The sequence below is a fragment of the Streptomyces sp. NPDC052773 genome, assembly GCF_044547145.1.
Taxonomy (GTDB): Bacteria; Actinomycetota; Actinomycetes; order Streptomycetales; family Streptomycetaceae; genus Streptomyces.
On the sequence record NZ_JBITZX010000006.1, the window covers coordinates 374,070 to 395,937 of the forward strand.

The window sequence follows — 21,868 nt, forward strand, 5'->3', positions numbered from 1 at the left end:
GGAAGGAGCCTAACCAGTGGGGGAAGGTCCTACGGACTGGTGGGAGGGTCCCACGGACTGGTGGGAGGGCCCCACGGGGCCTGGCGGGCAGGCCCCGCCGACGCAGCCGGGCGGGTGGTACCTCCAGCCGTGGCCGGGTTCGTATACCCATCCGTCCGCGCGGCGGTAGCCCTTACCGCCCCCCTGCGCACCCCGCCACTTCGCCGCGGCCAGCATCGCGCCCCGGGCCAGCAGCGCCCCCGACGGGGTGCTCAGGCGATGCGCGAGTCCCCTGTGCTCGCGCAGCGCCCACAACGTCACGATCCACGCGGCCGTCCCCTGATACACCTGTCCGGCGTCCCCGATGACGGTGATCTCCTCGAGGGTGGCCCCGTGGTTCAGGGCGGGGTAGCGTCGCCGGGCCTCGGCCGACCCCGCCGGCAGCAGCTCCAGGGGGACCAGCCGGCGCTGGCGGACCAGCCAGTCGCGCAGGAAGGCGCACAGGCCGCACTCGGCGTCGTACAGCACGGTCAGCCGGCGGACCGGGACGCGCGCGGCGTCCCGGTCGGCGGTGGGGGCGCTCCCCGCGCCCCCGGTGACGGCGGTCACCGCCGTCACGCCCCGGCCGTCGGAGCGACCCAGCCCTGCGGCGCGACCGGCGGAACCTGCTCGCGCTCCATCACCCCGCGCCGCCGGATCCGGCTCAGCACGTACACGTTGCCCAGGTGCATGACCCCCAGCACCAGCAGCACCACGCCGAGCTTGGTCGACAGCGCCTCGAAGACGCCGCGGGTGTCGGTGATGGTCTCGTCGTCGCCCAGGTAGAGCGCCACGAAGCCCAGGTTGACCAGGTAGAAGCCCACCACCAGCAGGTGGTTGACGGCGTCGGCGAGCTTCTCGTTGCCGTGCAGCACGTCGGCGAGGAAGACCCGCCCGTTGCGGCTCAGCGTGCGGGCCACCCAGACGGTCAGGGCGACGCTCACCAGCAGGTAGATGACGTAGGCGACGACCGTACGGTCCATGTCCCCCACCCTTTCTTGAACGCGTTCAAAACGCTGACGGGAGAGACTGTAGACCTGTTTTTGAACGTGTTCAACCGAACGGGTCGCCCGGCCGGTGTGACCCCCGCCTCAGGGCCTGCGCCCCAACTCCGGCCGCTTGCCGTAGTCCGTGAACCCGATGACGTTCCCCCAGGGATCGGCGATCTCGACCGTCCACCCGGTGGCCACGGCGAAGGGCTCCTCCAGGGGAGTGATACCGGCGGCCGACAGCCGCTCCGCGGCGACCCGTGCGTCCGGCACCTCCAGCCAGACCCGCGGCGAGGGCCACAGTGGCGGTCGCTGCCCCAGCCCCTCCTCCTGCCGCAGCAGGATCCCGGGCGTCTCGCCCCCGACCTTGAGCAGCGCGATCCCGGCCTCGTCGAGCCGGAACCCGACCGTGAACCCGGCCCGCTCGTAGAACCCCACGGCCGCACCGATGTCTCCGACAGGCAGCAGCACGTTGTCGAACCCGAGCAGCTCGTACGACTCGTCATCTGACATACCGTCAGAATAAGAGGTGCACCGGGCATATCGGGTGATTGGCGGCGGCCGGACACACGAGTGGGCCCCCGCTCCCGGAAAGGGAACGGGGGCCCACGGTGCCGGAGGGCCGGCGAGGCTCAGTAGCGGCGCGTGATCAGCGCCCTCTTCACCTCGGCGATGGCCTTCGTGACCTCGATACCGCGCGGGCAGGCGTCCGTGCAGTTGAAGGTCGTGCGGCAGCGCCAGACGCCGTCCTTGTCGTTCAGGATCTCCAGGCGCTGCTCGCCCGCCTCGTCACGCGAGTCGAAGATGAAGCGGTGCGCGTTGACGATGGCGGCCGGGCCGAAGTACTGGCCGTCGTTCCAGAACACCGGGCAGGACGACGTGCACGCGGCGCACAGGATGCACTTGGTCGTGTCGTCGAAGCGCTCGCGGTCCTCGGCCGACTGCAGGCGCTCGCGCGTCGGCTCGTTGGTGTCCTTCGTGATCAGGAAGGGCATCACGTCCCGGTACGCCTGGAAGAACGGCTCCATGTCCACGACCAGGTCCTTCAGGACCGTCAGGCCCTTGATGGGCTCGATCGTGATCGGCTTCTCGGGGTTGATGTCCTTGATCAGCGTCTTGCAGGCCAGACGGTTCTTGCCGTTGATCCGCATGGCGTCCGAACCGCAGATGCCGTGGGCGCAGGAGCGGCGGAAGGTGAGCGTGCCGTCCAGGTCCCACTTGATCTTGTGCAGGCCGTCGAGGACGCGCTCCTTGGGGTCGATCTCCAGCTGGAAGTCTTCCCAGGTCGCCTCCGCCGAGACCTCCGGGTTGAACCGGCGGACCCGGAAGGTGACGGTGATGTAGGGGGAGGCGGCGGAGGCCGCTTCCGCCTTGTCCAGGACAGGGGTAGCCATCAGTACTTACGCTCCATCGGCTGGTAGCGGGTCTGGACGACCGGCTTGTAGTCGAGACGGACGGTTTCCGACCCGTCGGCGCCGACCTCGCGGTACGCCATGGTGTGGCGCATGAAGTTGACGTCGTCGCGGTTCGGGTAGTCCTCGCGGTAGTGGCCGCCGCGGGACTCCTTGCGGGCCAGGGCGGAGACCGCCATGACCTCGGCCAGGTCGAGCAGGTTGCCCAGCTCGATGGCCTCCAGCAGGTCCGTGTTGAACCGCTTGCCCTTGTCCTGGATCGCCACGTTCTTGTAGCGCTCCTTGAGCTCGGCGATCTTCTCGACGGCCGTCTTGATCGTCTGCTCGGTGCGGAACACCATGACGTTGGCGTCCATGGTCTCCTGCAGCTCACGGCGCAGGGTGGAGACCCGCTCGTTGCCGGTGGAGTTGCGCAGCCGCTCGATCTGCTCGACGACGAACGACTCCGGGTTCTCCGGCAGGTCGACGTAGTCCGCCTTCTGGGAGTACTCGGCCGCCGCGATACCGGCCCGCTTGCCGAACACGTTGATGTCCAGCAGCGAGTTGGTGCCCAGGCGGTTGGCGCCGTGCACCGACACGCAGGCGACCTCGCCGGCGGCGTACAGACCCGGCACGACGGTGGTGTTGTCCGCCAGGACCTCACCCTCGACGTTGGTCGGGATACCGCCCATGGCGTAGTGCGCGGTCGGCTGGATCGGGATCGGGTCCGTGTACGGCTCGATGCCGAGGTACGTACGGGCGAACTCGGTGATGTCCGGGAGCTTGGCGTCCAGCTGCTCCGGCGGCAGGTGGGTGAGGTCCAGGTAGACGTGGTCGCCCTCGGGACCGCAGCCGCGGCCCTCCCGGATCTCGGTGTAGATGGAGCGGGACACGACGTCACGGGACGCGAGGTCCTTCATGACCGGCGCGTACTTCTCCATGAAGCGCTCGCCGTCCTTGTTGCGGAGGATGCCGCCCTCACCGCGGGCGCCCTCCGTCAGCAGGATGCCCATGCGCCAGATGCCGGTCGGGTGGAACTGGAAGAACTCCATGTCCTCCAGCGGGATGCCCCGCCGGTACACGGCCGCCTGGCCGTCACCGGTCAGCGTGTGCGCGTTGGACGTCACCTTGAAGAACTTGCCGCAGCCGCCGGAGGCGTAGATCACGGCCTTCGCCTGGAAGACGTGGATCTCGCCGGTCGCCAGCTCGTACGCGACGACACCGGCGGAGCGCTTGACGCCGTTCTCCTCGGTGATCAGCTGGTCCAGGACGTAGAACTCGTTGAAGAACTCCACGCCGTGCTTGACGCAGTTCTGGTACAGCGTCTGGAGGATCATGTGGCCGGTGCGGTCGGCCGCGTAGCAGGACCGGCGGACCGGGGCCTCGCCGTGGTTGCGGCTGTGACCGCCGAAGCGGCGCTGGTCGATGGTGCCGTTCGGGGTGCGGTTGAACGGCAGGCCCATCTTCTCCAGGTCGAGGACCGAGTCGATGGCCTCCTTCGCCAGGATCTCGGCGGCGTCCTGGTCGACCAGGTAGTCACCGCCCTTGACCGTGTCGAAGGTGTGCCACTCCCAGTTGTCCTCCTCCACGTTGGCGAGCGCGGCGGCCATGCCGCCCTGCGCGGCGCCCGTGTGGGAGCGGGTGGGGTAGAGCTTGGTCAGGACCGCGGTGCGGCTGCGCTTGGTCGCCTCGATGGCGGCACGCATACCGGCGCCACCGGCGCCGACGATGACGGTGTCGTACTTGTGGATCTTCATGAGTCTCGTAGCCCCGTCTAGCGGATGTTCGGGTCGAAGGTGAAGATCACCAGCGTGCCCAGCAGGATGGTGAACACCGTGGCGGTGTAGAGCAGGCCCTTGAGCCACAGCCGGGTGTTCGCGCGTTCCGCGTAGTCGTTGATGACCGTGCGCAGGCCGTTGGCGCCGTGCAGCATCGCCAGCCACAGCATCAGCAGGTCCCAGACCTGCCAGAAGGGGGAGGCCCAGCGGCCGGCCACGAAGGCGAAGCCGATCTTCGAGACACCGCCGTCCAGCACGAGCTGGATCAGCAGGTGGCCGATGACCAGGACGACCAGCACCACGCCGGACAGACGCATGAAGAGCCAGGCGGCCAGCTCGAAGTTGCCCCGGGTCGACTTCGGGGTCTTCTTGGTGCGCTTGCGCGGTGCCTCGATGTAGGGCGCGGGGTTGTCGATGCTGTAGCCGCCCTCGACGGGGCCCACGCCGGAAGCGGTGGTCTCAGTGGTGGACATGGGCGTCAGCTCCCGAACAGTTCACGAGCGGCGTGGCCGAGGACGGGGTAGATCGCCCCGAGCATCAGCACGGCCCAGATGCCTACGACGGTCCAGAGCATGTGCTTCTGGTAGCGCGGGCCCTTCGACCAGAAGTCGACGGCGATGACGCGGAGGCCGTTGAGCGCGTGGAAGAGGATGGCGGCGACGAGGCCGTACTCCAGCACGGCGACGATCGGCGTCTTGTAGGTGGCTACGACCTTGTCGTACGCCTCGGGGGAGACACGGACGAGTGCAGTGTCCAGCACGTGCACGAACAGGAAGAAGAAAATGAGGACGCCGGTGACTCGGTGAGCCACCCAGGACCACATTCCTTCCCGTCCGCGGTACAGCGTTCCAGCCGGCACGGAAGAACCCTCCGGGAGCGGGATTGGGGCCTGCCGGCTTCGGTGTCGGACGGGCCCGGCCGGGTACGGTCCACCGGCCCCCAGCATCGTAGCGACGGTTGCCTGTGGCGCTTACACGGGGCCTGTCGGTGTGATCAAACTGGCACGCGGATGGGTGAGGTTTGGGGGTTCTGGGGTAGTGGGTGCTGTTATGTGCCGGGTGCGGCGCCGTTGTGGCTGGTCACGCCCACGCGGCGGTAGCCGCATGTCGGTTACAGCCCCGCGCCCCTCAGGAGCTCGACCAGACGTCCCTTCGCCAGGCGCCGGAGTTCGTCCACGACCACGACCCGTTCCTCTTCCGTATCGTTCGCCAATCGTGACCGGATGGCCGTCAGGATGTGATTGAGGGTTTCGTCCGGCGATGCGTTGTTCGCGTGGATGACGAATACGTGTCCGAATCGCGCCTCGTAGGCGGCGTACGCCGCGTTCAGGGCCGTATGTGCCGCCTCGTACGTCCCGTCCGGAAGGACCGGCAGGGACTCCGCCGCCAGTGCCTCCGCCACGTCCGCCGGTGACAGGTCGTACGCCGCCTCGTCGGCCGCGGCCAGGAGGGAGTCCAGGTCGGGGTACGGGCGATGGGTGGTGACGCTGGTGGCCCAGCGGAGGCTGTGGAGGCAGGTGAGCAAGGACTGCCGGACGGATTCCGCGGGGGCGGTGTTGAAGGCGTCCAGCGGGGCACAGGTGCCGCGGGACTGTCCCGGTGGGGCGAGCCGGTCGGGGAGACGGTGCGCGGGCAGCGTGGGTCCTCGAAGGGAAGGTGTGAAAGTTGTGCCCTCACGTTATCGAGAGTGGTCACGGTGTGTCCGACGGATGCCCGAATTTCACCCGGACGGGGAGGTTTAAGGACCTCCCGTGGACGTACGCCGTCCGCTTCGGGCTTACGTTGGCGGCGTGAGCCAGCACAGGCGCCGCGTGTCGGCGACTCAGGCGAGGCGGAGGCGGGTGGCCGCGATGGCCGCCGGGGCCGCCGCCGTGGTCGCCCTGGCCGGCGTGGGGCTGGGAGTGTGGGCCGGCGGGGACGGCGAGGGCGGCGGGGAGCCGGTGGGCTCGGCCCGGCGGACCTCCGCGGAGCAGCCCGAGCGGCGGGCGCCCGCCGCGCCGGAGCAGCGGCAGACACCGAGCCCCAGCCGCACTCACCCCCTCTCCTCCGCGCCGCGCACCATTCCCGCCGTACGGGCGCACTCGCCGGCGCGCGGGCCCGGGTGGCGGCCCGAGCGCGGGCACCGGGTGGTGGTCAGCGACGCGGACCTCGCCGACGAGGGGCGGCTGATCGCCCGGGAGCTGGGGCTGGCGTACGGCGGGCAGAAGGGGGACCTGCGGACCGGTGACGTACGGCTGGCGCTGAACGACGACGAGGGGGCCGACCCGGAGTCGTACGCCATGACCGTGCGCGGCGGCCGGGTCACCATCACCGCGCCCGACGACGCGGGCGTCTTCTACGGCACCCGCACCCTGAAGCAGGCCGTGCGCGGCGGCGGCGCACCGGAGGGCGTGGTGCGCGACGACCCGGCCAAGGAGCGCCGCGGGTTCATGCTGGACATCGCGCGCAAGCACTTCGACGCGGCCTGGATCGAGGACCGGGTGCGCGAGCTGGGCGACCTGAAGTTCAACGAGCTGGGCCTGCACTTCTCCGACGACCAGGGGTTCCGGATCGAGTCCGACACCCACCCGGAGGTCGTGTCGGAGGACCACCTGACGAAGGCGCAGGTGCGGCGGATCGTCGAGCTGGCCGAGAGCCGGCACATCACCGTCGTACCGGAGATCGACTCGCCCGGGCATCTCGGCGCCGTCATCGCCGCCCACCCCGATCTCCAGCTGCGCAACGCGCAGGGGGTCGCGGCGACCGGCGCGATCGACATCTCGAACCCGGACGCCGCCGAGATCGTCGACGACCTGCTGAACGAGTACGCCGAGCTGTTCCCCGGCACGCCCTGGCATCTCGGCGGGGACGAGTACCGGGCGCTCACCGCGGCCGATCCCGAGGCGTCGTATCCGCAGCTGGCCGCCGCCGCGCGGCGGGCCGACGGCGAGGGGGGCACCGTCGCCGACCTCGCCACCGGCTGGCTCAACGACCGCGCGGAGACCGTCCGGGTGCAGGGCAAGGCCGCCCCGCGCGCGTGGAACGACGGCTTCTACCGGAACACGTCCGTGCGGGCCGACGAGCGGATCCAGGTCGCGTACTGGACCGGCAAGGAGATCGGGGCCCGGCCGCCGGCCGAGTATCTGAGCGCCGGACGCCGGGTGATCAACTACAACGACGAGTTCCTGTACTACGTGCTCGGGCAGCCGCAGACCTTCGTCTACCCGACGGGGCAGCGGATCTACGAGCAGTGGACGCCGCGGGTGCTGCGCGGGACCGAGGCCGTGCCCGCGCGGTACGACGGGCAGATCCTCGGCGGAGTGTTCGCCGTCTGGTGCGATCTCGCCGGGTCGCAGACCCAGGAGCAGGTCGCGGCGGGCATCCGGATGCCGCTGCGGGCCACGGTGCAGAAGCTCTGGAACCCGGGCGAACCCTCGCTTTCCTGGTCCGAGTTCAGGACATTGGCGGACAAGCTGGACTGACCGGGGGCGGGGGCGGCGCGCACGGGCTACTGGGGGTACTCCGTCGTCGGCCGCGCGGAGCGGCCACCGGCCGGGCTGCCGGCGCCGGCGGGCCTGGAGGGCCTGCGGCGGCACGCCGGCGCGGCGGACGGCTGGCAGGTGTGGGAGTGGCCGGGTGCGGACGGCGAGATCGCCGGGGCGCAGGCGCCGGCCCGCGAGACCGGGGCGCCCGCGCTCTTCGGGTAGGTCATGGACAGCGCCTGTGGGGTCGTGGAGGCGGCGGCGGAGGAGCGCGGGGTGTGGACGACCTGTCTGGCGCGGGCGGCGACGGCCCGGTATCCCGGCGCCGGCCTCGAGGTCCTGACCCTGGAGGACTGCTTCCTCCCGCCCCGCGACGCCGCCGAACGCGCGGTCGTCTGGGCGGCGGAGGCCGGGCGCGCCGTGTCGACCGAGCCGCTGTACGACGTCCTCACCGCCGACCCCGACCCCCTGGCCGAAAACCTCTTCTTCCACCTCCTCGACCGGCTCGGTGTCGTCCCCCTGTGACACAACCGGGCGGTCGCACGCAGTAAGGGGAAGTGCGGGCTCCGTTGATGTCGGCGCCCATCGCAGGCCTCAGCAGGCCTCGGAACAGGCCCGGACAGGGAGACGTGGATGAGCCTGGTGGAACTGATCGCGCAGGCCGACGAACGCGGACTGGCCGCCAGCGGACTGGCTTGTTTGGATCGGTGCGTGCCGCTGCTCGGCGGGGACGACGAGGTGCTGCGCCCGCTGTGGGCGAACCTCGTGGACGGCGGGGACGCCGGCGCGTGGGGCGGACTGCTGGAGCGGGTCCGCGCCGAGCTGGGCGTCGCGGACGAGATGGCCGACGAGGACGCCGAGGACGAGGCCGCGCTGCTCGTCAGGCGGATGCTGGCCGCCGCCCCCGCCGTCCGGTCCGCCCCCGAGGCCCGGGTATGGGCCGACGCCTGCTCCGTCGCCGCCCTCCAGGTGCACCGGCTGCTCGACCCCGGCGAGGACGCCGACTCCATCGAGTCGCTGCGGCAGACGCTCCACTCGGTGCCGGCCGGCGGGACGCTCGTCACCAGCCGGAACGACGGCATGTCCCCGCTCGTCGCCGCCGAACTGCGCCGCCAGATCACCGTCCTGGAACTCCTCGCCGAGCACGGCACCGGCGGCCTGCGCCGCGCGCTCGACGTCTCCACCGAGGGACGCCGGGTGCTGCGGGCGGTCGTCTCACGGCGGGCGCGGCACGCGTAGCCCACGCCGGAGCGAGAATCACGCGGAAATCGCGGTCGGGCGCGAGAATCACGCGTAAACCCGCGCCGGCGCGAGAATTCTGTGACCGTCCTGCGGTCGGATGCGGCGGTCCTGCGCCGGTTGCGGGAAGCCGCCGGATCCGCGTGACGGTTCACCGGTCCGGCGCGCTCTTCCCCATGTGACGACGACACAGCAGGAGAGCAGGCCCTCCGCCGCGACGAAGCCGGCGCGGTGGGCGGCGGACGCGGTCGCGGCGATGCGGGAGGGGGCGCGGATGCGCCTCGACTACTCGGCGCAGAGCCTGTGGCGCGTCGACCGGTTCATCGACGAGCTGCGCCGCGAGGACACCCCGTACCCGGCCGTGGAGACGGTGCTGCGCGGTTTCGGGGCGTACGCCGGTGAGGTGATCGCCCGGCAGTCCGGCGCCGAGTGGTGGTCGAGCGGCGGCGACCACTGGGTGCGCACCCCGGACGGCCGGCTGTGGGACCCCATCGACGAGGCCCGCCGCTGCTTCGCGGGCCATGGCTCGCTGCGCCTGCTGTGCCGGGACGCGACCGCGGGCGCGCCCCGGCACTGAGCGGTTCCGAGCGGCGCGGGCTACGGGGCCAGCACGTCCCCGATGCCCTGCCCGGCCGGTACGGCGAGGGTGCCCGGACCGAAGTACAGGCCGCTCGCGGCGATCACGCCCGCCGGCCCGCTGTTCAGGGTGAGCACGGTCCCGTCGCCCGCGTTCTCGCCGGAGGAGCCGATGCCGAGGTCGGCGTGGCCGTCGCCGGTGACGTCGGCCAGGGCGACCGCCGAGCCGAGCCGGTCGCCCGCCTCGGCCGCGCCCGGCACGCCCGCCAGGTCGGTGTGCCAGGTGGCCGCACCGGCCTCGGTCGCGCCGCCCGCGCCGCCGCGGAACAGGGTGACCGCGCCCGCGTCGGCCTGCTCGGTCCCGGCGACGGTCAGGTCCTCGCCGGGAGCGCCCGCGAGGACGTCGGCGTAGCCGTCGCCGTCGGTGTCCCCGACGGCGACCGAGGTGCCGAGGCCGTCGCCCGCCTCGGTGCCGGTCCCCTGGGTGAGGACGGCGCCGGTGCCGGTCAGGCCGTCGGCGGAGCCGTGGAAGGTGCCGACCTCCCCGGCGGCGGGGCGGCCGACGGCCAGGTCGGCGTAGCCGTCGCCGTTCAGGTCGCCGGTGGCGAGCGAGCGGCCCCCGGTGCCCGGGAGCGCGGTCGGTGCCGTCAGTCCGGCCGCCGAGCCGCGCGCCACCACCAGCGGCGTGGCGCCGTCCGCGGTGCGGAAGGTGACGGCCAGGTCGGTATAGCCGTCCCGGTCGAAGTCGCCGGCCGCCGCGGCCGGGTCCTCGACCGGGCCGTCGGCGAGGGCGAGCGGGGTGCCGAGGGCGCCGGTGCGGCCGTCGACCGGGTAGGCGCGTCCGCCGCCCGGGGCCACCGCGGCGAGGTCGGCGTCGCCGTCCCCGTCGAAGTCGCCGCTCGCGAGGGCCGCGCCGAACCGCTCACCGGCCACGCCCGGGGAGACGGCCGCGGCCCTCGGGGCGAGCGCGTTGACGGTGCCGTCGAGCAGGGTCACCGCGCCCGCGTCGGTAGCGCCCTCGCCGGGTGCGCCGATCGCGAGGTCGGCGTCGCGGTCGGCGTCCAGGTCGCCGTAGGCGGTGGCGGCGCCGAACGCGTCGCCCGCCTCGGTGCTGCCGGGCACGCCGGTGCTCTCCTGGGTGACGACCTGCTTGTTCGCGCCGTAGGGGCCGGGCGTGGCCCCGGGCACCACGGACACCTGGTTGGCGCGCGGGACGCCGACGGCGAGGTCCGCGTGGCCCTCGCGGTTGACGTCACCGGACGCGGCGGGCTTGTTGGCGTTCGCGGCGAGGGTGCGGATCGCGGGCAGGTCGGCGTACAGGTTCCTGCCGGGGCACTCGGTGGGGTAGCCGTCGCGGTGGCCCGAGATCCGGTTCAGGGTGACCTTCTGGCCCGCGGTGTACTTGCCGTTGTCGGCGGCGGCGGTCAGCACCACCGTGCCGGACGGGTTGACGCCGTACAGGCCGAGCTTCCAGGCGGCGACCTTCGCGACCGACTCGCGCACCGCGGTGTTGGTGGTCGCCGTGTTGTAGTCGCCGAGCACCGAGATGCTGCTGGTGTCGGTGTTGAAGCCGTAGGTGTGCGCGCCGAGGACGGGCTTGTCGATGCCGCCCGCGCGGCCCTCGAAGACGGTGCCGCACTTGTCGACGAGGAAGTGGTAGCCGATGTCGTTCCAGCCGTTGCTCTGCACGTGGTACGTGAAGATGCCGCGCACGATCGACGCCGACTCGGCACAGGTGTAGTCGCTGGTGCCCGCGGTGTGGTGGACGAACACCGCCTTGGTGTCGGTGGTGTAGGTCGGCGGGTCCTGGACCATCGACTCGTCGGCGCCCCAGCCGGAGCGCGGGGTGACGGCGGGCCGGGGAGCGGCGGTCGGTTCGGCGGCGGTGGTGCGCAGCGCGCCCGAGTCCGTGTCCCGTTCCGGGGACGCGGTGCCGCCGTCCGGGTCCACGAGTTCCACCCGCAGCCCGCGCGGCAGTGCCTTGCCGGACACCCGGACCTGCACGCCGTCCGACGGGCCGGTCCACAGCGGCTGGGTACCGCCGCGCACCCCGGACCGGTCGTGGTCGGGGCCCGTCTCGGGGGTGCGGACATCGGTGTCGAGGGCCTGCCAGCCGCTCCACTCGCCGGTCTCGGCGGAGCGGGTGCGCACCTCGGCGGTGCCGCGCAGGGTGGCGTGCGGGTCGTCCCAGGTGATGCCGATCATGCTGAACGGCCGGGTGGTGCGCGGGGACACGGCCCGGTGCAGGGGGTCGGCGCCGGGGACGTCGATGGTGTGGACGGTGCCGGTGGGCGCGGCGTGCGCCCGCTCGGCGGGGGCGATCAGACCGATGGCGCCGAGCGCCAGGGCGGTGGCGACGGCGGTGCGGAGCAGCAGACGCATCAGGAGGCGGCCTCTTCCGTGGTCTCGGGCGCGGGCAGTTCGCCCGAGCAGGTGGCGCGTCCGTAGGTGCCGAAGGCGGTGGCGGTCTGCACGTGCCGGCCGCGGATGGCGAGGGCGCACCGGGCCTCACCGCCCTTGCCGTCCAGGACGATGTTCACGGTGGGGGGCTGGCCGAGCGGGACCCGGACGGTCTTCTTCCAGGGCAGCTCGACGTTCTTCTCGACGGTGGCCCGGCCCTCCTCGCTGCGCGCGAGGTAGCTGACCTCGACGCGGCCCTTGCCGGTGACCTCGTAGGTCACCGCCGCGGTGGGCACCTTCCGCTCCGGCTTCTCCTCCTCGCCGCCGAAGCCGCCGAACACGCCGAACAGGACGAGACCGAGGCAGGCGGCCAGCACGGTGCCGCCGACGACGAGGGCGCCGCGATCGCCGCCCGCTTTCTTGGTTTCGGTTGCTGACATGGGCCTGGACTTTCTCCGTCATTCCGCCGGATCAGGTGATTCGGAGGTGAATACCCGATGGTGAGCCGGGTGGTTATAGCGCATGGCAGGCTGGCTTTTCCAGTGGCTGGACAAATGGTGCGAATTCATTCCTGGAATGCGGCGTGATGCTCCGATGCGGAGCCCCTTGCTCCTTTTGTCCAGGCGCTTGACCTGCGCTTCTGCGTCTGATTAGACAGGCCGTTTGCCGGTCGGGAATTCCCGGTCGGCGGTTTGGCGTGCCCGTATTCGGAGTCGATTCGGGAACGGTCGCGCCGTATGACGGAAAGGGCATTGGACGTGAAAGTCCGATACGGGAGACTCATCTCCTGCCTTGTCGTTTCGGCGGTGATGAGCACCGCGCTGCCCCAGCTCGCGTACGCCACACCGGCGACGGCGTCGGACGATGACGACAAGGGCGTCGTCGACACGATCGCCGGCTGGTTCGGCGTGGACGACGAGGACGACGAGGGCGACGACAAGCCGCCGGTCGGCGGCAGGCTGGAGATACCCAGCCGGCAGAAACTGCCCAAGGGCAAGGTGCTGCCGCCCGCCGAGCGGGTCAGGGAACTCAAGGGCAAGCGCACCGAGACCGCGCGCTTCTGGCAGCTGTCCGACGGACGGATCGAGGCCGAGCTGTCGGCCGAGCCGCTGTCGTACCGGGACGGCAAGGTCTGGAAGACCATCGACACCTCGGTGGAGAAGACCGACGCCAAGGGCTTCGAGTTCTCCAACACCACCAACACCGGCCGGAGTTGGTTCGGCGACCATAGCAGCAAGCTGCTGCGCTTCACGGCACCCGACGGCCGTGCCGTCACCCTCGGCCTCGACGGCGCCGACCGCAGGCTGACCCCCGCCGCCAAGGGCGCGACGGTCACCTACAAGGACGCCGTCGGCGACGCCGACCTCGAGTACACGGTCGGCCGCGGCCAGGTGAAGGAGAACATCGTCCTGACCGAGCCCCCCTCCGGCCCGGTCAGCTACACCTTCACCCTGGACACCGACGGGCTGACCCCGAAGGCGCGCAAGGACGGCGCGATCGAGCTGTACGGCGAACTGCCGCACACCCCGGTCATTGTGATCCCGGCGCCGCACATGACGGACGCCGCGAAGGTCCCGCACTCGCCCACCGGCGGCACGTACTCCACCGCGGTCACCCAGAAGCTGACCCGTGACGGGAAGAACTGGAAGCTCACCGTCACCCCGAGCGCGAAGTGGCTGGCGTCCGAGGACCGCCGCTACCCGGTGAAGATCGACCCGACCATCACCATCGCGCCGAGCCCGTCCAGCGCCCAGGACACCATGGTCCTGTCGGAGTACCCGACGACCAACTACGCCACCAGCTGGAAGCTGTCGGCCGGCCGCACCGGCACCGGCGGCATCTCCCGCTCGCTGATCTACTTCCCGCTGGACGAGATCCCCTCGGGCACCACGATCGACTCGGCACGCCTGGAGATGTACTTCGACCAGGTCCACGCCGGGGAGACCAACAACGTCACCATGGAGGTGCGCCGGGCCACCCAGTCGTGGACCGAGACCGGCGCCACCTGGAACAGCACCACCGGCCTGGTCGGCGAGCTGTCCGGCACCACCGTCCAGATCGACGACGGCGACACCGGCACCGCGGCGGTCGGCGAGTGGCCGCGCGCCACGACGACCGGCGGCGCGGCGGTCAACGACGACTACGCGTACAACAAGAACACCGCCACCGGCGAGACGTACACCTGGCAGCCGAAGATCAACGAGGAGGCCTCGTACCGCGTCGAGGGGCGCTTCCCGCCCGCCTCGGACGGTGCCACGGCCGCCCCGTACACGATCACGCACCGCGACGGCACGGCCAACCACACCGTGAACCAGTCCGGGACGACCGCCGCGTGGAAGGCCCTGAGCAGTACGCAGTACTACTTCAGGAAGGGCACCGCCGGGAAGATCGTCCTCGGTGACACCGGCAGCTCCACCACCCGCAACATCGCCGACGCGCTGCGCCTGGTGAACCCGGCGCAGATCGTCAAGAACGCGGGCGAGCACAGCCAGTGGCACAAGTTCCCGGTCACCGACACCGTCCAGAAGTGGCTCTCGGGCACGGCGACGAACTACGGCTTCGTCATCCAGGCCCAGAACGACACCTCCACCTCCACCCCGGTGGGCGGGCCCCGCTACGAGTCGGGTGACGGCGACTACGGCGGCGAGACCTCGACGATCCCGCGGCTGACGGTGACGTACGGCAAGGTCGGCACCACCCTGAACTCGCCGACCGTCGTCCACTCCACCGGCCCGGAGCTGAGCTGGAAGGCGTACAGCAACACCACCGGCGACCCGGACCTGGACATCGTCGAGTACCAGCTGCACCGCTCCACGCAGCAGGCGTTCACCCCGTCCGCGGCCACGCTGGTCGCGCCGATCGACAAGTCGGCGACCACGTACACCGACACCACCGCCGTCCCGACGCCGGACTCCTCGGCGAGCGAGATCGGCAAGTCGTACTACTACCAGCTGGCCGTCAAGACCAAGGACGGGCAGCTGCTCGGCTCGCCGACGCGCGTGGTGGGCATCCCCAAGGCCGGCCGGACGATGAAGATCATCCAGGGCGCGCAGGGCGGGGTCACCGACACCACGCTCTCCTCCGCCAAGCCGGACACCAACTACGGCCCCGGACTGACCGAGCCGCTGACCAACACCCGGCAGACCTGGCTGGAGGTCGGCAACGACTCGCCCACCTACGGCAAGACCCGCGCGCTGCTGAAGTTCCCCACCACCTCGATCCCCACGACCGCCACGGTCCTGGACTCGAAGATGTACATGTGGGGCGCGGAGACCACCACCGGCTCCGACGGCGCGATCTACGAGCTGCACGGCATGACCCGCGACTTCGACGCGGCGAGCGCCACCTGGAACAAGGCCAACGCCACCACCTCCTGGACCACGCCCGGCGGCGACCTGTCCGCGACCGTCTCCGACACGGTCGCCAGTGTCTCCGACGTCGGCCGCCACTGGTGGGACGCCACGGGCCTGACCCAGTCCTGGGTGAAGACGCCCAGCAGCAACAAGGGCGTCGCGGTCCGGCTGAAGGACGAGTCGTCCACCGGCCCGCAGGAGCACACCCTGTTCCTGTCCGCCGAGGCCGCCGACCCGCAGCTGCGCCCGTACATCCAGGTCATCTACGTCGACTCGACCACCGAGGACACGTACTACGCGCCGCGCACCCCCGCCCGGATGACCCCCAACTCGACCTACACGGTGGAGTTCACGGTCACCAACACCACCGCGACCGCCTGGGCGGCCGGTGAGCGGGAACTGTCGTACACCTGGAAGCTGCCCGACGGCACCGACGTCACCACCGGCGGCAACCAGCTGCGCACCGCCATCCCGGCGCTGCTGCCGGGCAAGTCCGCCACCATCCAGGCCAAGGTCGCCACGCCGGTCAACTCCGACTCGGGCAGCAAGCGCACCGAGTACGTGCTCGGCTGGGACATCCGCAAGGTCTCCGACGGCACCTGGCTGTCCGCGGGCACCGGCGGCATCCCGCCGCTGAAGCAGAACGTGGCGGTGGAGGACCCGACGTCCAACACCCTCGGCCTGGAGAAGTTCTACTCCTACGCGGGCAAGAACACCGGCGCCGGCTCCTCGCTGATGAACAACGTGGCGGCCGGCAACAGCGTCTGGCAGTACAACGCGATCAACAACCCGGGCCGGGGCCTGAACACCTTCGTCCGGCTCGCGTACAACTCGCTGGACACCAGTGACACCGTCCTGGGCCACGGCTGGTCCGCGCAGGTCTCCGGCCCGACCCGGCTCGGCGCCCCGCTGGACTTCCACCCGAACCCGAACGCCAACACGACGGAGATCCGGCTGCCGGACGGCGACGGCACCACGCACGTCTTCCGCAAGCAGGCCGACGGGACCTGGAAGGCCCCCGCGGGCGTCCACTACAAGGTCACGATGAAGGCGGGCCTGGACTGCCAGCCGGCCAAGGACCCCATCCCGGACGCCTGGACGCTCACCCGCCCGGACGGCACCCGTTTCCTGTTCGGCTGTGACGGCTACCTGACGTCGGCGGTCGACAACGACGGCAACACGCAGACGTTCACGTACGAGGAGCGCCGGTCGCACAACAAGCCGACCAAGTTCCTGAAGTACATCACCGACCCGGCGGGCCGGCAGTCCCTGACGATCGACTACTACGACAAGGCCGAGGCGCCCTTCCCGAAGGTCGAGGACCACGTCCAGTCGATCACCGACATCTCGGGCCGCAAGCTCACCTTCGAGTACTCGGACCAGGTGCTGCTGACCAAGGTGACGGACGGGCCCGACTCGTCCCAGCCGAAGGTCTTCGGCTTCACCTACGACGCGACGCAGGGCAACAAGAACGTCAAGCTGGTCAAGGCCACCGACCCGCGGGGCAACGCCACCGACCTGGCGTACTACGCGCCGCAGGCCGGCGACGACCCCAAGTACCACTGGTGGACCAAGACCATCACCGACCGCCTGCGGTACACCACCGGCTTCGCCTACGCGGTGAACACGGCCAACCCCAAGTTCACCGACACCAAGGTGACCGACGCGGAGAACCACGTCACCACCCATGTGACGGACGACTTCGCCCGCCCGGTGCAGCTGACCGACGCCAAGGCGCGCACCACCAAGCTGGGCTGGGACGCCGACAACAACGTCACCCTCCTGGAGGAGGCCAACGGCGCGAAGACGGCGTCCTGCTACGACCAGAAGACCGGCTACCCGCTGCGCCAGTGGGACGCCGAGGTCACCAAGACGTGGACGTCGTTCAACCAGACCGACTACTGCGACCCGGCGAAGTACCCGGCGAACGCCACGAAGTACGAGTACCAGACCCGGCTCGACGGCTACTCCGCCGACCTGTGGCGCAAGACCTCCCCGCTCGGCAACGTCTGGGAGTTCGGTTACGACCAGTTCGGCAACCAGACGTCCGTGACCGACCCGGAGGGCGTCGCGTCCGCCACGGCCGGCGACTACATGTCGACGACCGAGTACGACGTGTACGGCCAGCCGAAGAAGGACACCGACGCCAACGGCAACACCACCACCTACGCGGACTACGGCCCGCACGGCTACCCGACGAAGATCACCGACGCCAAGCAGGCGACCACGACCTTCGTCTACGACGCGCGCGGCAACACCCGTGAGGTGATCAACGCCAAGGGCGCCAAGGTCACCCAGGACTACGACTACTTCGGCCGCCCGCTGGAGCAGAAGCAGCCCAAGGACCAGGCCGCGGGCGTGTACATCACCACGCCGGCCCCGGTCTACGACGCCAACAACAACATCACCAAGGCGTACGCGCCCAACGGCGCCGAGACCACCTCGGTGTACGACGCGGCCGACCAGGTCACCGACGTGATCACGCCCAAGGACGTGGCCACCGACCCGGAGCGGCGCACCGTCACGACGTACGACAAGGTCGGCAACGTCAAGACGGTCACCGAGCCCAAGGGCACGCTGACCACCACGGCCGGCGACTACACGACCACGTACACCTACGACGAGGTCTACCAGCCGGTCTCGGTGGTCAACGCCAAGGGCGACAAGATCACCAGCCACTACGACAACGTCGGCAACCTGATCAAGGTCGTCGACCCGAAGAAGAACGCCACCGCCGACCCCGACGACTTCACCACGCAGTACGACTACGACCTGAACCACCGGGTCGTGAAGACGACGGACGCGGCCGGCAAGTTCACCACCGTCCACTACGACCTCGACGGCCGGACCGACCGGTCCACCGACGCCGAGGGCAACACCACGGAGACCACCTACGACCGGCGTGGCCTGGTCAAGGAGATCAGGGTCCCGCACTCCAAGGACGCCGCCGGCACCATCACCTACCGGACGACCCGGTTCGAGTACGACGAGGTCGGCAACCAGACCAAGGAGATCAGCCCGCGCGGCGTCGCCACCACCGACGACCCGACCGACTACACCACCGAGAAGGTCTACGACGAGCTGAACCGGGTCAAGGAGGTGCTGTCGCCCTTCGACAAGGACGACACCCGCTACTCCACCCCGGACCGCACGTACTACCACTACGACGCGGTCGGTCAGCTGGAGCGGGTCTCCGCGCCGCCGTCGCAGGGCCAGACGGTCCGCAACGACACCAAGTACACCTACTACGACAACGGCTGGACCAAGTCGGCCGAGGACCCCTTCGGCATCACGACGAAGTACGACTACAACGCCCTTGGCCAGCAGACGAAGAACACGCTCGTCTCCGCCGGCGGCTCCTCGCAGCGGACGATGACGTGGGACTTCTACCCGTCGGGCAACCAGAAGTCGCGCAGCGACGACGGCATCCCGGTGGGCAACCAGGTCGTGGTCGTCGACTCGTCCGACGTCAACAACACGGCCGTCCAGGGCAGCTGGGGCGCGACCCAGGCCATGGGCCAGTGGGGCTACGACGTCCGCACGAACGCCGCGGGCACCGGCGCCGACACATTCACCTGGCAGCTCAACATCCCGCAGAACGGCACGTACGAGGTCTTCGTCCGGCACGGCGACGTGACCGGCGCGGCCACCGACGCCAAGTTCCAGATCACCCACTCGACGGGCACGGTGACCAAGACGGTCAACCAGTCCACCGGGTCGGACACCTGGATCTCGGTCGGCTCGTACACCTTCACCGAGTCCGGCACGCAGAAGGTCACCCTGACCGACGCGGCGAACGGCACGGTGGTCGCCGACGCGATCAAGCTGGTGCGCTCGAACACCGGTGAGACGGACAACGAGCGCAAGGACTTCACGTACACGTACGACGCCAACAGCCTGCTGACGGAGGTCAAGGACCTCTCGCCGGGGGCCAAGGCCGACACGTACACGATGTCCTACGACGAGCTCGACCGGCTCACCAAGGTCGAGGAGAAGCTGGGCAGCACGGTCAAGAACACGACCTCGCTGACCTACGACGCCAACGGCAACCCGCTGACCACCACCCACGACGTGACGTGGTCGAAGGCGGAGTACGACGTCCGCGACCTGATCTGGCGGATCACCAACGCGGACTCGCCGACGGCCGGCAACCAGCAGATCACCACCTTCACCTACACCGACCGCGGTCAGCCGCTGAAGCAGACCAAGCCGAACGGCAACACCGTCGACTACGCCTACTGGCTCGACGGCGCGGTCAGGCAGCAGGTCGAGAAGACCTCGGCCGGCACCGTCGTGGCCCAGCACGACCTGGAGTACGACCCGAACGGGAACCGCTCCAAGGACACGGCGAAGGTCATGAACGCCGACAACGCGGCGGCGTACCTCAACACCGTCTCGACGTTCGACTACGACCCGCAGGACCGCATCGCCAAGGTCACCAAGACCGGTGACGCGGCCGGCACGGAGACGTACGTCTACGACGGCAACTCCAACATCGTCGAGCAGACGGTCGGCTCGGTCACCACGTACTCCACGTACGACCGCAACCGCCTGCTGAAGACGACGACGGCGGGTGTCGCCTCGACGTACAACTACGACCCGCTCGGCCGCCTGGACACGGTGTCCTCCAACGGCTCCGTCCAGGAGAAGTACACGTACGACGGCTTCGACCGGATCGCCAAGTACACCTCCGGCAGCGGCACGTCCGCGAAGACGACGACGTACGCGTACGACGCCTTCGACCGCACGGCGCAGGAGACCACGTCCGGGACCAACGGGAAGACCACCGTCTTCACCTACCTGGGCATGGAGGACAAGGTGCTGCGGGAGGAGGTCGCCGGCAAGGCGACCAAGTCCTACCAGTACTCGCCGTGGGGCCAGAAGCTCACCCAGATCAAGCACGGCACCGACGGCACCAAGGAGTACTCGCAGTTCCTCTACCACCCCAAGGGTGACGTGGAGGCCATCACCAAGGACACCGGCACCACCCGGGCGACCTACGGCTACACCGCCTACGGCTCCGACGACGACAAGCAGTTCACCGGCGTCGACAAGCCCGACGCGGCCAACCCCGACAAGGAGCAGTACAACAACTACCGCTACAACGCCCAGCGGTACGACGACGGTTCGGGCACCTACGACATGGGCTTCCGGAACTACGACCCGGGCCTGAACCGCTTCCTCACCCGCGACATGTACGGCGGCGCCCTGGACGACATGGCCCTGGCCACCGACCCGTACACCGGCAACCGCTACGCCTTCGCGGGCGGCAACCCGATCTCCTTCGTCGAGATCGACGGCCACTTCTTCGACATCGACATCTCCCTGTCCGACGTGGGCCACGCGGCCCTCGACGTGGCGGGCATGGTCCCGGTGATCGGCGAGGCGGCCGACGTCGCCAACGGCATCTGGTACGCGGCCGAGGGCAACTACGAGGACGCGGCGCTGTCCATGGCGGCGGCGGTCCCGGGCATCGGCATGGCGGCGACCGCCGCCAAGTACGCCAAGAAGGGCGCCAAGGCCGTTGACGCGGTCAAGGGCGGCAGCAAGGGCGGCAAGGGCACCAAGGCGACCAAGCCGAAGAGCTCCAAGCCCAAGCACGCCAAGCCCAAGCAGAAGAAGCCGTCCAAGAAGGGTGGTGAGTGCAAGAAGGGGACCAAGAAGAAGAACAGCTTCGTCCCCGGCACCAAGGTGCTGATGGCCGACGGGTCCACGAAGGTCATCGAGGACGTCAAGGTCGGCGAATGGGTACTGACCTCCGACCCGGAGACCGGTAGCCTCCAGGCCCGTCAGGTCACCGACACCATCACTGGTGACGGCCTCAAGCACCTGGTGGCCCTGACCATCGACCCCGACGGCAAGGACGGCAAGGCAAAGGCCAGCAAGATAACGGCCACGGCCAACCACCCGTTCTGGTTGCCCGACTACGGCCGATGGGCCGAGGCCGGTGACCTCGAACCGGGCATGTGGCTGCAGACCGCATCCGGTACCTGGGTCCAGATCACCGCCGTCGACGACGCCCACCGCAGCCAGAAGGTTCACAACCTCACCGTCGAGGGCCAGCACACGTACTACGTGTTGGTGGGCGACTCGCCGGTCCTCGTCCACAACGACGAGACGTGCCCGGTCGGGCAGGTGAATGAGCTGTACGGCCACGAAGGCATGAGCAAGGGAGCCTTCGACTTCCGGAAGAAGATCAAGAACTTCTCTTCCGGGAGGAACGTCGCCGTCGCCAAGATGAACGATGGGACATTCGTGGGGGCGATCAGCAAGGGGGGACCGAACCATTCGGAGAAGCTGCTCCCTGATGCGATCGGCAAGGCCGGGTACGGGAAGGGGGATGTAGCCGGGATCTACACAGAACGAGCACCCTGCGGGCCCTGGGACCAGGACTGTGCGGCGTTTGTTGCCACGGAATTCCCTGGTGTTCCCGTGAGTTACTCGGTGGCATGGGTGAACGACGCTCAAGTCATGAAGGACAGTACGGAAATCCTGGACGGCCTGATCAGGGCTGCCAAGTGGCGGTCCGGTATCTAGGTATCCTGTGACCGGAGGGGGCCGAGGCATTCTCATGCCTCGGCCCTCGTTCTCGATCCGTGGCAGTCTGATTCCGACGGAGGTTTGCTTTGGTAGACGCTTCTGGTTCTTGCGGCCAAGACGTGGT

The 21,868-nt window shown here is 69.8% G+C and carries 14 protein-coding genes and 1 pseudogene; 5 read left to right on the top strand and 10 right to left on the bottom strand.

Features of this window, described 5'->3' with window-relative positions; all coding sequences use genetic code 11:
• Window positions 1–9 precede the first annotated feature (9 nt).
• The 8 genes from ACIG0D_RS16800 to ACIG0D_RS16835 form a co-directional block, all read right to left on the bottom strand.
• On the bottom strand, window positions 10–588 hold the full coding sequence (locus tag ACIG0D_RS16800; protein WP_399801249.1) for a thiol-disulfide oxidoreductase DCC family protein: 579 nt from the start codon (window positions 586–588) through the stop codon (window positions 10–12).
• A gap of 5 nt (window positions 589–593) precedes the next feature.
• Complete coding sequence (locus ACIG0D_RS16805; RefSeq protein WP_399801010.1) at window positions 594–1,001, bottom strand: hypothetical protein; 408 nt, start codon at window positions 999–1,001, stop codon at window positions 594–596.
• A 108-nt stretch (window positions 1,002–1,109) separates the two neighbouring features.
• Window positions 1,110–1,520, bottom strand: coding sequence for a VOC family protein (locus tag ACIG0D_RS16810; protein ID WP_399801013.1), 411 nt, complete (start codon window positions 1,518–1,520; stop codon window positions 1,110–1,112).
• A 119-nt stretch (window positions 1,521–1,639) separates the two neighbouring features.
• Window positions 1,640–2,401, bottom strand: a complete 762-nt coding sequence (locus ACIG0D_RS16815) for a succinate dehydrogenase iron-sulfur subunit (RefSeq protein WP_166001791.1) — start codon at window positions 2,399–2,401, stop codon at window positions 1,640–1,642.
• Window positions 2,401–4,155 carry a succinate dehydrogenase flavoprotein subunit gene (sdhA, locus tag ACIG0D_RS16820; RefSeq protein ID WP_399801015.1) on the bottom strand — a complete coding sequence of 585 codons (1,755 nt, stop codon included), beginning with the start codon at window positions 4,153–4,155 and terminating at the stop codon, window positions 2,401–2,403. The genes ACIG0D_RS16815 and sdhA overlap by 1 nt, the downstream gene beginning before the upstream one ends.
• Before the next feature lie 17 nt (window positions 4,156–4,172).
• Window positions 4,173–4,649 carry a succinate dehydrogenase hydrophobic membrane anchor subunit gene (locus ACIG0D_RS16825; protein WP_365761757.1) on the bottom strand — a complete coding sequence of 159 codons (477 nt, stop codon included), beginning with the start codon at window positions 4,647–4,649 and terminating at the stop codon, window positions 4,173–4,175.
• Window positions 4,650–4,654: 5 nt separating this feature from the next.
• Window positions 4,655–5,035 (bottom strand): succinate dehydrogenase, cytochrome b556 subunit, encoded by a 381-nt coding sequence (gene sdhC / locus ACIG0D_RS16830; RefSeq protein WP_399801018.1) that lies wholly within the window; start codon window positions 5,033–5,035, stop codon window positions 4,655–4,657.
• Window positions 5,036–5,286: 251 nt separating this feature from the next.
• A complete protein-coding gene (locus ACIG0D_RS16835; protein ID WP_399801251.1) occupies window positions 5,287–5,811 on the bottom strand; it encodes a 2-oxo-4-hydroxy-4-carboxy-5-ureidoimidazoline decarboxylase in 525 nt (174 codons plus the stop codon).
• A 214-nt stretch (window positions 5,812–6,025) separates the two neighbouring features.
• Between ACIG0D_RS16835 and ACIG0D_RS16840 the strand changes: the two genes are divergently transcribed.
• The 4 genes and pseudogenes from ACIG0D_RS16840 to ACIG0D_RS16855 all read left to right on the top strand — a co-directional run bounded on the left by ACIG0D_RS16840 (window position 6,026) and on the right by ACIG0D_RS16855 (window position 9,452).
• Window positions 6,026–7,636: a glycoside hydrolase family 20 protein gene (locus ACIG0D_RS16840; protein WP_399801254.1), complete on the top strand. Its 1,611-nt coding sequence runs from the start codon at window positions 6,026–6,028 to the stop codon at window positions 7,634–7,636.
• A 75-nt stretch (window positions 7,637–7,711) separates the two neighbouring features.
• A pseudogene (locus ACIG0D_RS16845) lies at window positions 7,712–8,161 on the top strand (hypothetical protein).
• A gap of 108 nt (window positions 8,162–8,269) precedes the next feature.
• Entirely contained in the window at window positions 8,270–8,875 is a 606-nt protein-coding gene (locus tag ACIG0D_RS16850) for a hypothetical protein (protein WP_399801021.1), read from the top strand.
• Between the two features lie 100 nt (window positions 8,876–8,975).
• Window positions 8,976–9,452, top strand: a complete 477-nt coding sequence (locus ACIG0D_RS16855; protein ID WP_399801023.1) for a hypothetical protein — start codon at window positions 8,976–8,978, stop codon at window positions 9,450–9,452.
• Between the two features lie 20 nt (window positions 9,453–9,472).
• On the opposite strand, the gene ACIG0D_RS16860 is transcribed toward ACIG0D_RS16855, so the two are convergent.
• Window positions 9,473–11,833, bottom strand: a complete 2,361-nt coding sequence (locus tag ACIG0D_RS16860; RefSeq protein WP_399801026.1) for an FG-GAP-like repeat-containing protein — start codon at window positions 11,831–11,833, stop codon at window positions 9,473–9,475.
• Window positions 11,833–12,291: a hypothetical protein gene (locus tag ACIG0D_RS16865; protein WP_399801029.1), complete on the bottom strand. Its 459-nt coding sequence runs from the start codon at window positions 12,289–12,291 to the stop codon at window positions 11,833–11,835. Before ACIG0D_RS16865 ends, ACIG0D_RS16860 begins: the two co-directional genes overlap by 1 nt.
• A 369-nt stretch (window positions 12,292–12,660) precedes the next feature.
• Between ACIG0D_RS16865 and ACIG0D_RS16870 the strand changes: the two genes are divergently transcribed.
• Entirely contained in the window at window positions 12,661–21,741 is a 9,081-nt protein-coding gene (locus ACIG0D_RS16870; protein WP_399801031.1) for a DNRLRE domain-containing protein, read from the top strand.
• Window positions 21,742–21,868: the final 127 nt, after the last annotated feature.